We start from the raw sequence: 12,393 nt of genomic DNA, 5'->3' as shown, positions 1-12,393 counted from the left end.
ATAATACCCTTCAAAGTGTATGGTATTTTCGAGCCTGTAAACATAAAATGTTTTAATTATTCATGTTTGCAAGGGGGAAAATATTTGGAATTGCAGAAAGAGGAGAACATAGAAGGAACAAAACCTAATTTCCTTATCTTTATAGTGGATGAACAACGATTTCCGACAGTTTATGAAAATAAGGAACTAAAGAAATGGCGTAAAGAAAATCTAAAGACACAGGAATTATTACGGGAAAATGGACTGGAATTTTTAAACCATTACGTTGGAAGCACGGCTTGCTCACCGAGTAGAGCAACACTGTATACTGGGCAATACCCATCATTACATGGGCTAACTAAAACAACTGGTGCTGCTGCCTCTTCATTTGAACCGGATGTATTTTGGCTAGATGCTAATACAGTTCCTACATTTGGGGACTATTTTCGTTCGGCAGGCTACCGCACATTTTGGAAGGGAAAATGGCATGTGAGTCCTCAGGATATTTTGATTCCTGGAACTCAAAATGCATTGCCTAGTTATGACTCAAATACAGGTATTCCTGACCGAAATCTTGAAGAGTTTTACTTGGAATCGGATCGTCTAAATGAATATGGCTTTTCAGGCTGGCTTGGTCCAGAACCTCATGGATCCAATCCTCGTAATTCTGCTTCATCTGCTGGCATTGGAACAAGTGGGCGTGATGAAGTGTATTCAAGGGAAGTAGTTGAGTTACTTCATTCACTCGAAGCGGATAGTGTTAATCAAAGTCAACCTTGGTTGATTGTATCTTCATTTTTAAATCCACATGATATTACGTTGTTTGGAGAAACAACTGAATACCATCCGTTATTCAATTTTGAAGTAGACCCTACTGTTCCTTTTATTCCACCTGCTCCTACAGCGGATGAATTATTGCACACAAAGCCAGATGCACAACAAAGCTACAAAGAGACTTACCACAAAGCCTTCCAGCCAACAAGAGATAGTCTTTTTTATCGTCAGCTTTATTTCTCTCTTCATAAAAAAGTCGATCACGAAATGGGTAAAGTATTCAATAAACTAAAATCCAGCAAATTTTATGATAATACAATTGTTATTTTTACTTCTGACCATGGAGATTTATTAGGTGCTCACGGGGGATTATTTCAAAAGTGGTATAACGCATACGAAGAAGCGACTCATGTACCCTTTATCGTTCATAGTCCAAAATTGTTTCCAAATAGGCAAACTGCGGATATGTTGACTAGTCATGTAGACATCCTGCCAACCTTGTTAGGATTAGCTAAAATTGACGTAAACAAAGTTCAAAAGGAGTTAAGGAAAAATCATACTGAAGTACATCCACCTGTAGGTAGAGATTTAACGCCGCTTATCAATGGCGAAGATGTTTTTCTACGGGCAAATGAGCCGATTTATTTTATGACAGATGATGATGTTACGAGAGGATTATCTCAGATTAGTATTTCCGGCCAACCTTATAATTCTGTTTCCCAGCCAAACCATATTGAATCTGTCATCGCCTATCTTCCAACAGGTCAAAATAGAGAAAGGGAGCTATGGAAGTTTTCAAGATATTTCGACAATCCGCAATTTTGGAGTAACCCAGGAGTAGAAGATCAAGTAACGGAAGTCCAGAGTCAAACTCCTATTAATGAAGAAATCACTGTTTCTATGTCAAAAATAGTAACGAAAACAGTTTCTGTTCCTGAACAATATGAACTGTATAATCTTACGAAGGATTCTCTTGAAAGAAAAAATCTTGCAAATCCTATACACGCAAATATTGTAATAAAATTGATTCAATCATTAATGATGAATCTTCTAGAAGAACAACGGGAACAAAAAAGGCTTACACCAACGAACGGTACTGTTTCATGTGTAGAAAATAACGGGGATTGATAAAAAATTCAGTTAATTTTTGGTGTGTAAGAAAATATATATAAAAGCTTAGAGGATGTTAGCAACTAATATCCTCTAAGCTTTTTAGTTTTTGTTTATAAACTGTAAATTGTTTCTGCAAATAAAAAGGCAGCATCTCACTTGGAGATGCTGCGGTAGAATTCTTTGTTCCTGAAGAACTCTAATGGGTTTGGCACCCAATAATGCTGATTTAACGATTATAAATTAACATTGTCGATGTCAAAAATATGCTGGCCATTTACTACTATTCCAATATAACATAGTAACCCATGGAATCTTTAATAATTATGTATTCTGTATTTAAGTTTATAAGAAAAAATATATCCGATAAAGGAGGAAATAAACTATATCATAAGTTGGATTATTTTTAATAAAAACCACCTCGAACGTTGATTTATCATCGTATCAGGTAGTTTTATTTTTTGATGCTTGTCTGTTTTAGTTATCCCTACTCAAATGATTTTTTTATTAAATAGTCGTTTTATCCTGGACCTTTTTAACATACATTAAAAAAAACTTAGAGACTAGGAGGAATTAGTTGCTTCTTTTTATTATTCTTTTCTCCATTTGCTGTCTTGCTTATGGACTAATTAAAAAACGTTTCATCGCCCTCACCTTTCCTATAATAGGACTTATTATGTTAATGGTTGTTAAGGTGATTTTAGTACCACTTCCTTTAAAGGAAACACTTCTTTTTATTTTTGATTTAAGATAAAAATTTGAAGAAAGAAGGTCTAGATGAAAAAAATCGATAAAAAAGTTGCTGATGCCTATTTCCGTGAGAAAAATACGTACATGGCTATTTATTTTGTTATCTGGTTTTTAGTGTCCTTTGTTATGGTAGCGCTTGCAGACTCATTAACCGATGTTCAGTTTTTAGGATTCCCGTTCCACTATTTCATGGGGGCAATTGGAGCCTTGCTTACTTTCATTATTTTACTCTTTGTAAATGCGATCGTTGGGGACAAAATCGATAAAAAGTATGGGATCAGTGAAGCGCGAAATGAAGAAATAAGCGCAAACAATATGATAAATCATTAATGAAGGGAGGTAATTTATGGATACTCAATTTATAGTTTCAACGTTAATTATATTGGCTACATTTGCTTTGTATATTTGGATTGCGGTTTATAATACTGCTAAACAAACATCTGATTTCTATGTTGCTGGTCGTGGAGTGCCACCTATTTTTAATGGGATGGCAATTGGGGCAGACTGGATGAGTGCAGCATCCTTTATCGGGATGGCTGGTACGATCATGTTACTTGGCTATGATGGATTAGCTTATATTATGGGCTGGACTGGCGGCTATTTATTTTTATCAATATTACTCGCGCCACAGCTTCGGAAATTTGGTCGCTATACTGTACCTGAGTTTATTGGGGATCGTTTTAATAGTAAGGCAGCACTAATAATAGCTGCTATATGTACAATTATTATAAGTTTCACGTATTCAATCGGACAGCTATCAGGTTCTGGTGTAGTAATCGGACGTCTTTTTGAAATTGATGCGAAAATAGGAACACTAATCGGCGTTGTACTTATTGCATTTTATGCTGCATTTGGTGGTATGAAAGGTATCACTTGGACTCAAGTAGCACAATATGTCATTTTAATTATCGCATATTTAGTACCTGTTATTTTTATGTCATTACATTTGACTAGTAACCCTTTACCATGGATTTCGTATGGTGAAATTTTAACGAAAATGGGTGAACTCGACCGGGAACTTGGAATTTCTGAGTATTTTGCACCTTTCACCAACGGAACTAAGTGGCAGTTTTTAGCTCTTATGTTTACATTAATGTGTGGTACAGCTGGACTTCCACATGTAATAGTAAGATTTTATACAGTAGGTACTATGAAGGCGGCTCGTTGGTCAGGGGCTTGGGCATTAGTTTTTATCGGACTTTTATATTTTAGCGCACCAGCTTATGCAGCTTTTGCTCGCTTTATATTAATGACGGAAGTTGCTGGTAATAAAATTGCTGAACTGCCTGCTTGGACTCAATCATGGATTGATACTGGAAAATTGGGAATAGCTGATGCAAATGGTGATGGCATTCTTCAATGGCCTGAACTGCAAATTGCCAACGATATCGTCGTAATGGCTACACCTGAAATCGCAAATCTAGGTGTATTCGTTATTGGACTCGTGGCGGCAGGCGCAATGGCAGCTGCCTTATCTACAGCTGGAGGTTTAATGATTTCTATTTCATCTTCATTTGCACATGATATTTACTATCGCATCATCAATCCACAAGCGTCTGAACGAAAACGCTTGTTAATAGGCCGTATTTCAATTGTCGTGGCAACACTATTAGCTGGACTTATTGCATTAAACCCTCCTGGTGCCATTACTCAAATTGTTGCATGGGCATTCGCGCTTGCTACTGGTACCTTCTTCCCAGCACTCGTTTTAGGTGTATGGTGGAAGCGTGCGAATGCAAAAGGAACAATAGCGGGAATGCTTGTCGGCTTAGCGGTTACACTTATTTATATCTTCAGTGCGAAATACGGTGGCTTTACGGTATTAGGCATTATTGATACTGGTGCTGGTGTTTTCGGAGCAATTGCTGCTTTCGCTACTAATATTATTGTTTCACTTTCAACACGGGCTCCTTCACAAGAACTTCAAGATGCAGTTATAAACCTGCGTTATCCAGAACAAATGGTTTATAAAGACGGCGAAGTTTATTTAAATGACGGATCATCGAAAGAATAAAATATTGAGAGCGCAGTTCAATGTTCTATTACAAAATCACTAATATTCAAAAAGCCAAAACGTTAATTCTACGTTTTGGCTTTTCTATTGGTTGCGTTTCTCCCTAATTCCAAGGAGATCTAGGCAGGTTATCCATTTTAGATGACGTATTACTTAGGAATTTTAATAATAATATCACTAAGTTCGATTATTTCCATTTTTAAATCGCTATCAGGATTTACCCATTTTACGCCGTTTTCATCGATTTCCGCCTCCATCAATTTGAATATGGGAGTGAATATTAAAGTATTTGCATCCGGGTGTAGTTTTTCATATGTGAATACATATTCCATAAACCCCTGCCCGTTTCCTGTGCCGCCTGTTAACCTTGATGTATACGTATTGCCTAAATCATCCTTTACATTTAAATCGGAAGAAATAACGTCCCATTTCTCTTTTAACATCTCATTTTTTTGCGTTTCTGTATAATTGACGATAAAGGAAATCGGTGTGTATATAATTTCATTTATTTTAATACCTAGATCAGCTTTTTTTGATGCAGGTGCTTCCACAAATTGAACTTTATTCTCAGTAGCTTTGACATCTATTTCAAAATCCCAAATACCCTGAACCATCTCTTTTGTATCCCGATTGGAAAGACTGCTAATGTGGAATTCGAAATTCGCCTGTTCCAATTGATTAGATAAGTTCAGAATCGCTGTTGTTAAGCCGGCATATTTGTTTGGTCCGACCTTTTCAATTATATGCTCTGTATGAAAGAGGGCATGCTCACGCCCATCCACTTTAAATGTAGTTTCTATTTCCGGATGCTCACCTAAATCTCTGTCTGTTTCGATATAATAGCCAACTAAAAACTTTTTACTGTCAAATAAGCTTTCATTTACCGTAATCGTTGTGCCATTGCTTTCTGCTACAAGATGCTGCTGATCCGCAAACTCCTCATAGCCTGAAATTATCTTGTCCTTGGTCGAGAAGAGTTTGATAATACTGTTTACTATCGGAATTTCATGAGCAAAGGTGGTATAGGATAGACCTATAAGTGAAGCGGTACCGATACCGAGCGAAAGGCAGACAGCCGCAACTCCTTTCAACCACTTTCTGTTTTTTATTTTGGATACTTGTCTTTTCAAGTCTCTTTTAAACTGAGCCTTTTCAAATTCTGTTACATCAGCTTCTTCAAATTCATTTACATCGATGTCAATATCATTAAAGTGTTTAAACAGATTTTTCAATGGGCATACCCCCTAAATCTTTTTTTAGTTTTTTTCGACCATGGTAAAGGCGGTTATCTATTGCCGATTTTGTCATCTCCAACTGACGAGCAATTTCTTCTGTATCAAAATCTAACAAGTATCTCATTATAAAAATTTTCTGATCGACGGGCTTTAAACTAGAGAGGATTCCCTGAATTTCCTCCTGTTCTTCCAGGGAGGAGTTTTCATACATCATGGATTCTGCCTGTATCAGTTCTATGTTCAAAGAAGGGCTTTCTTTTTTCTTCATTTCCATCCGGTAATAATCGATTGCTTTATATTTAGCAATAACGCAAACCCATTCCTTAAAATCAGCTGCATCGCCATGGAACTTTTTTGCATTTTTCCAAATAGATAATAGAATATCGTTACAGCATTCCTTTGGGCTTTCATTAATGTCTAGCGGACCTAAAATTTTTAAAACAACACCTTTTATTAACGGAAGATAGTGGTCGATTACGTAATCAAGAGCATGTTCTTTGCCGGCTTGAAGATATTTTATAAAATTTTGCTCATCAATCTTCATATCGTTCTCCTTTTTATAGTATTGTTACTGCAAAAGCTTTTACATTATATATAACGTATGGTGATGACTTTTTTTCGCAATAAAACTAAAAAAGTTAAAATATTGAAATATATATCGGGCTTATCTAAAAGAAGTTAAATAAAAAACGTTATTTTGCACTGAATGCAAAATAACGTTTTTTTATGTGTTAGTTCTGTTGTTTTTTTACTTTTACCGGTTTGAAGATAGAAAGTAAGAAAATTACTAAACCTGCAATACCAATTCCTAAAATTGTGTTGAAGGAAGCGCCTGTGTAGAATCCGCTACCGAAGTAGAAAATTTCTCGTAAACCTTCAGAAGCAAAGCGAATTGGTACCCAAGGACGAATAAAGTTCACGAAGAAACTTGGAAGCATTTCCTGTGGTGTCATGAGAACACCCATACCTAAAAGCATGACAACCATAAATAATGTAATAGCTGGTTTCCCAATCCATGCGGTAATTGCTGATACTAATAAATAGAAGCAGAATGCCGCAAATGATACAAAGAAAGCAACTAGGAAGTAGCTTGGCATATTAATCCCTGCAATTTGTGCAAGTGTTGCAACAGTGAAGCCTGAGAATAAGGCAATAATAATGCCGAATAAAACTTGCCCGCCAATTAGGCCTAATGTTTGTTTACGTGTTAACAGTTCTTTCTTAAAGATGCCTGATGTTGCTAAAAATACAATGAATCCACCGATTAATGCACCAACCCATGCAGGTACTGCCAATAAAGTTGGAGCACTACCGTTTGCAGTAGAGGCTGTAATAGGATTGTATATTTTTTCTTCAGCAACAACTGGATTTATTAAAATGGAAGCTTGTGTTGCATCAATTTTTTCAGTACTAAGCTGTGCTAAAAAAATTGCCGAATATTGGTCATTCATTCCAGATACAAAGCCGATTAAAGCAGCTTTTGCAAAGTTTGCGCCTGTCATATTAAAGCCTTGGTTAATATATATTTTCAGTTTGGCAGACTGATTATTTGTTAGTGCATTTTGCAATGTGTCACTGTAGCCTTCAGGAATGACAAGTGCTGCATAATACTTTTTATCTGCAAAAAGTGACTCAATATTTTCTTCTTTCTCATTTGTAAATGCTATAACCGGTTCTGCACCGTCTCCACCTTTACTCATTTGTTCAACAGCATCGAGGACAGTTTCAACGTGTTGCCCCTCATCGTTAACAATAAGAGCAACCGGCAGATTTTTTACTTGAGGATTTCCTTGTGCGAATAAGTTTACCGAAAATAATGCAATAATTAATATAACAGCAATAGGAGCAGCCCATGCTAATTTTTCTTTAAATAATCTCAATGAATTTCATCCTTTCTCAAATTTCAACATGTTGTTTATTATTACTCGTTTATTTTATAATTTGAGGGGAAATCAAAGCAATCAACAAAATAAACAGATTGTTCAATTTTTGATGAAAGAGGGTGCTTTTTTGAGTGTTTATACAGAAAAAAATCGAAGAACAAAAGAGCTTATTCAAAAATCATTTATGAAGATGCTGGAAAAGAAAACTTTCGATTCAATTACAGTAGGGGATATTGCGAAAACAGCCAAGATTAATCGTGGGACGTTTTATTTACACTTTATCGATAAGTTTGATTTGCTGGATCAGATTGAATTACAGCTATTTGAAGAGCTAGGGGATCATATTGATGAATTGCAATCGAATTATTCATCTACACATACGTTTGAAAAAGGACAGGAACAATTAGCTGCCACATTATTTAATTCGATAAAAATGCAGGCACCTCTTTTAAAAATCTTTTTAAGTGAACATGGAAGAGCGGGTTTTCATCTTAGGTTTAGAGCAGCCTTTTCAGAAAAAGTGCGTGTAAACTTGGAGGGGAATGAAAGCTTTAATGCAAATTTAAATGTTCCAATGGAATACTTTTTAGCTTTTATCACATCTGCTTTTTTAGGATTGATTGAACAATGGGTTCAAAATAATTTAGACAAGACACCTGAAGAGATGACGGCATTATATATTGATATTATCTCTTTTATTCAAAGGAAGAATACTTAGTATCCGTACAGACGGTATGGTCTGGTCATACGGTTCAGACGAGCCATACTGTACAGCTGAAATAGAGGCTAATAAACAAAATAAAAAAGAAGGTGTAATACCTTCTTTTTTAAATACTGCTTGTACGTTGCTTTTTAATAAACCGGACCGCAACGATAATGGCTGCAATTGCAATAATTACATAAAATAGTTGTCTATATTGCTGTGAGACAGAGACAATTCCATAAGAAATAGAGGCTAATACAAGCCCATAAATCATATTTCCTATTGTTGTAGCTGAGATAAAATACGATATTTTCATTTTGCTTAAGCCGGATACGATATTAATTAAATTCGTAGGAAGAAATGGCAAAATACGTCCTGACAGAACAAATAGAAAGCCATTTTTATTGAGTTGCTGCTCATATTTTTTCAGTTTTTCTGAAGTAAATAAATTAGCGAAAAAGTAGCGAATGGAAAGGAAAATTGATGTACTTCCAATAACACTGCTGAATGTACTAAAAAAATAACCACGCCAAAACCCAAACAATGCAATATTAATCGTGATGACTAAAATTAACGGGATAAATGTAAATAAATTTTGCAGGAACATTAATAATATCATTATTAAAATAACGATAGTTAGATTGTTATGGGCAAGCTCTAAAATAAGCTGGGGTGACAGATCGGAAATAGAAATCCCGCTTTTATAAAGTATAAAGAATAAACCTGTTAAAATTGCTGCAAATAGAGTCCCTCGTATAAACAACGATTGTTTTTTCATATTGTAACCTCTCTTAATATAATTCCATTCGATAGTTTAAATGTATTTAAGGAAAATTGCTATTAACAAGATTTGAAAAATATGAAAAAGGATTACACATTCCCCGATATATTTCGTAATTGTCTTTTTTAATATTAATAAGACTTTATAATTTGATATGATGTTTAAGTATAAATATGGAACTTATAATTTAATTTTCCTCAACAATATAAAGGGAGGGGGAACGATATGAATAAAAAAGATGAAGCATTATCACAAATTGAACAAGTATTGAAGGAATTGAAAAAGGGTGAGGAAGAAAGTGCTGCCACCGCGGTTATAGGACAGCGCAGTGGAAATGCCAATATTTCCGGAGCAATATTTAAGGTTATATTTAAATTTTGGGGATTTAAGATTTTGTTCATTGCATTGCTTCTTATCCTTATCACATTCGGGGGAACTTGGTTATTTTTCGGCAATACATTTAAAAAAGAAAGTACAGTATTTGTAGAACAGGTCCAGGAATTAGCAACGCTTGCAACGGCTGAAGCCCATTTGAAAGTAATCATTGAGCAAGAGGATAATAAACTGTTTGGAAATGATATTTCGTTTAATTTACCAGGTACAAAAAGAGAGTTATTATTAATAGTTCCTGCTACAGTCATTGCAGGTGTTAATCTTAAAGAAGTAACATCGGATGATATTAAAGTCAATGAAGATGACAAAGAGTTAGAGATCACCCTGCCACGAGCAACACTTATACAGGACCCTGCCATTCAGATGGAAGATGTCAAAACTTTCTCAGATGAAGGATTATTCCGTGGTGAAGTGAAATGGAATGAAGGATTTGACCTGGTAGGGGAAGCGCAGGAAAAAATCAAAGATGAGGCCATTGAAATAGGTCTGTTGGAATCAGCAGAAAAAAGTGCTGAGAAAGTTCTCGCAGATTTTTACAGAAATCTAGGCTATAGTGTGAAAATAACATTTAAATAGGTTTTAATTTTATCCGTTCAAATAAGCCGATATATATCGCTGCTTCAAAACAGTCTAATTACTCTAATTAGGCTGTTTTTTTATGTGCGCCCGGCATGCGCATGAACTATAGGGTGCAAGTCCCGAACCCCGAAGACAGAAGTAGAGGTTAGCCAAGAGCAAGGGTGTCCGTGGTGACACGGAATCTGAAGGAAGCTGGAGGCAAAACGCCGGTCCGAGGAACACGAATCTCATATAAGGCTAGGTATGATTGGATGAATCTGCATAACAAGATAAAGTCCCTTCTGTCAAAGGTCATATCGAGTAAATGAGGCGGATAGATGGTGTGAAAGTGCATGCGCTTACCCGGGGAGGTCTGGCAGAAATGTGAAGTACCCTTCATAACCTACTTGGTGACAAGTAGCTGAACTGTCAGAAGTCAGCAGAGGTCGTAGTACAAGTGAGTCTAGAATTACTTGGAAGGACTGAACAATTAAGAGAGAATAGCCCTTGGCTTTCCAACTTGGATGAATGAACACAGAAAACATTAGAAACCTCACGCTTAGAAAGTAGTGGTGAATTCCACGAGGGTATTTGCGGAGGGTGTAGTCTATTTGGGCAAAAGAAGAACAGCTATTCACGGAAAGGAACGAAATGATGATGTTGAATCAAATCCTGGAACGACAAAACATGATACAAGCTTTAAAGCGAGTAGAAGCGAATAAAGGAAGCCATGGAGTAGACATGATGCCCGTAAAAACCTTACGACAGCACATTCGCGAAAATTGGGATAACATTAAATCGCAGATTTTGAATGGGACCTATGAACCGCAGCCAGTACGTCGAGTCGAAATCCCGAAATCGGACGGTGGCGTGCGACTATTAGGAATCCCAACCGTTACAGACCGTTTGATTCAACAAGCCATCTCGCAGATTTTATCAAAGGAATATGACAAAACATTTTCTGACCACAGCTATGGATTCCGTCCAAATCGGAGTGCCCATGATGCGGTTAGAAAAGCAAAAGGCTACTTGAGTGAGGGGTATCGATGGGTAATTGATATGGATTTAGAGAAGTTCTTTGATAAGGTCAACCATGACCGCCTAATGGCGACATTAGCGAAACGAATTTCAGATAAACTGTTATTAAAACTTATTCGCAAATACCTCCAAGCGGGTGTCATGATTAATGGAGTGATTTCAAGTACAGAAGAAGGTGCACCTCAAGGCGGTCCTTTAAGTCCTTTACTTTCTAATGTAGTCTTAGATGAACTTGATAAAGAATTAGAGACACGTGGACATAAATTCGTTCGATACGCAGATGACTGCAATATTTATGTAAAAACAGAACGGGCAGGAATACGGGTAATGGCAAGTGTACAGCGATTTATCGAAGGAAAACTTCGTTTGAAAGTAAATGAAAAGAAATCAGCGGTAGATCGTCCATGGAATCGTAAATTCTTAGGATTCAGTTTTACTAATCATAAAGAACCCAAGGTTCGCATTGCGAAATCAAGTCTCGTACGAATGAAGAACAAGGTACGAGAAATTACCTCAAGAAAGATACCCTATTCTATGGAACACAGAATCAAAAAGTTGAATCAATACCTAATAGGCTGGTGCGGATACTTCGCTTTGGCGGATACTCATTCGATATTTAAAGCATTAGATGGATGGATTAAACGGAGATTACGTATGTGTTTATGGAAGAACTGGAAGAAGCCTCGAACAAGGGTCAGAAATCTCATTCGTCTAAAAGTACCTTATGGGAAAGCATACGAGTGGGGAAATACCCGAAAAGGGTACTGGCGCATTTCAAAAAGCCCCATATTACACAGAACCCTCGGCAATTCCTTTTGGGAAAGCCAAGGGCTGAAAAGTCTGCAAGTTCGTTATGAAACTTTGCGTCATTTATCTTAATTGAACCGCCGTATACGGAACCGTACGTACGGTGGTGTGAGAGGTCGGGAGTTAATCACTCCCTCCTACTCGATTTGCACACGTAAAGAGTAATTGAATAACTTATGAAACTTGTCTATAAATAAAAAAATTATATTAAAATTATTATTCATTTATTATGAATATTATTATATAATCACTTTATTAATGTTCGTGAAAATAAAATATTTAATCTATAAACTACTAATTATTAATAATTATATAGGTAATATACGAACTATATTTATTTATTTTTAATTAAAGTTCGCGTTTTAGGT

General features: G+C 36.2%; 10 protein-coding genes. 6 read left to right on the top strand and 4 right to left on the bottom strand.

What is annotated here, in order from left to right; all coding sequences use genetic code 11:
- The first annotated feature begins 84 nt into the window (after positions 1 to 84).
- The 3 genes from B5473_RS02815 (at position 85) to B5473_RS02805 (ending at position 4,627) form a co-directional block, all read left to right on the top strand.
- Positions 85 to 1,881: a sulfatase-like hydrolase/transferase gene (locus B5473_RS02815; protein WP_079523560.1), complete on the top strand. Its 1,797-nt coding sequence runs from the start codon at positions 85 to 87 to the stop codon at positions 1,879 to 1,881.
- 759 nt (positions 1,882 to 2,640) lie between these two features.
- Positions 2,641 to 2,943 (top strand): DUF4212 domain-containing protein, encoded by a 303-nt coding sequence (locus B5473_RS02810; protein ID WP_079523559.1) that lies wholly within the window; start codon positions 2,641 to 2,643, stop codon positions 2,941 to 2,943.
- A 16-nt stretch (positions 2,944 to 2,959) separates the two neighbouring features.
- Positions 2,960 to 4,627 carry a sodium:solute symporter family protein gene (locus tag B5473_RS02805; RefSeq protein ID WP_079523558.1) on the top strand — a complete coding sequence of 556 codons (1,668 nt, stop codon included), beginning with the start codon at positions 2,960 to 2,962 and terminating at the stop codon, positions 4,625 to 4,627.
- A gap of 149 nt (positions 4,628 to 4,776) precedes the next feature.
- On the opposite strand, the gene B5473_RS02800 is transcribed toward B5473_RS02805, so the two are convergent.
- The 3 genes from B5473_RS02800 to B5473_RS02790 all read right to left on the bottom strand — a co-directional run bounded on the left by B5473_RS02800 (position 4,777) and on the right by B5473_RS02790 (position 7,742).
- Positions 4,777 to 5,859: a DUF4179 domain-containing protein gene (locus B5473_RS02800; RefSeq protein ID WP_079523557.1), complete on the bottom strand. Its 1,083-nt coding sequence runs from the start codon at positions 5,857 to 5,859 to the stop codon at positions 4,777 to 4,779.
- On the bottom strand, positions 5,843 to 6,406 hold the full coding sequence (locus B5473_RS02795) for a sigma-70 family RNA polymerase sigma factor (protein WP_079523556.1): 564 nt from the start codon (positions 6,404 to 6,406) through the stop codon (positions 5,843 to 5,845). Before B5473_RS02795 ends, B5473_RS02800 begins: the two co-directional genes overlap by 17 nt.
- A gap of 187 nt (positions 6,407 to 6,593) precedes the next feature.
- A complete protein-coding gene (locus tag B5473_RS02790; protein WP_079523555.1) occupies positions 6,594 to 7,742 on the bottom strand; it encodes a YhgE/Pip domain-containing protein in 1,149 nt (382 codons plus the stop codon).
- Between the two features lie 130 nt (positions 7,743 to 7,872).
- On the opposite strand from B5473_RS02790, the gene B5473_RS02785 reads away from it, so the two are divergent.
- Entirely contained in the window at positions 7,873 to 8,463 is a 591-nt protein-coding gene (locus B5473_RS02785; protein ID WP_079523554.1) for a TetR/AcrR family transcriptional regulator, read from the top strand.
- A gap of 109 nt (positions 8,464 to 8,572) precedes the next feature.
- On the opposite strand, the gene B5473_RS02780 is transcribed toward B5473_RS02785, so the two are convergent.
- Positions 8,573 to 9,226, bottom strand: a complete 654-nt coding sequence (locus tag B5473_RS02780) for a TVP38/TMEM64 family protein (protein WP_079523553.1) — start codon at positions 9,224 to 9,226, stop codon at positions 8,573 to 8,575.
- 228 nt (positions 9,227 to 9,454) lie between these two features.
- On the opposite strand from B5473_RS02780, the gene B5473_RS02775 reads away from it, so the two are divergent.
- Both B5473_RS02775 and ltrA read left to right on the top strand, forming a co-directional pair.
- Complete coding sequence (locus B5473_RS02775) at positions 9,455 to 10,198, top strand: DUF4230 domain-containing protein (protein ID WP_079523552.1); 744 nt, start codon at positions 9,455 to 9,457, stop codon at positions 10,196 to 10,198.
- 636 nt (positions 10,199 to 10,834) lie between these two features.
- Positions 10,835 to 12,097 carry a group II intron reverse transcriptase/maturase gene (gene ltrA / locus B5473_RS02765; RefSeq protein WP_079523550.1) on the top strand — a complete coding sequence of 421 codons (1,263 nt, stop codon included), beginning with the start codon at positions 10,835 to 10,837 and terminating at the stop codon, positions 12,095 to 12,097.
- Positions 12,098 to 12,393 lie beyond the last annotated feature (296 nt).

This window comes from Solibacillus isronensis, from assembly GCF_900168685.1.
Taxonomy (GTDB): domain Bacteria; phylum Bacillota; class Bacilli; order Bacillales_A; family Planococcaceae; genus Solibacillus; species Solibacillus isronensis_A.
Note: the sequence above shows the minus strand (reverse complement) of the source record. Positions and strands in the feature narration are given on the sequence as shown.

What these genes read in the sequence shown, in the direction of transcription:
- B5473_RS02810 (WP_079523559.1), top strand. Translation starts at nt 2,641, where the DNA reads ATGAAAAAAATCGATAAAAAAGTTGCTGATGCCTATTTCCGTGAGAAA.
- B5473_RS02805 (WP_079523558.1), top strand. Translation starts at nt 2,960, where the DNA reads ATGGATACTCAATTTATAGTTTCAACGTTAATTATATTGGCTACATTT.
- B5473_RS02795 (WP_079523556.1), bottom strand. Translation starts at nt 6,406, where the DNA reads ATGAAGATTGATGAGCAAAATTTTATAAAATATCTTCAAGCCGGCAAA.
- B5473_RS02780 (WP_079523553.1), bottom strand. Translation starts at nt 9,226, where the DNA reads ATGAAAAAACAATCGTTGTTTATACGAGGGACTCTATTTGCAGCAATT.
- B5473_RS02775 (WP_079523552.1), top strand. Translation starts at nt 9,455, where the DNA reads ATGAATAAAAAAGATGAAGCATTATCACAAATTGAACAAGTATTGAAG.
- ltrA (WP_079523550.1), top strand. Translation starts at nt 10,835, where the DNA reads ATGATGTTGAATCAAATCCTGGAACGACAAAACATGATACAAGCTTTA.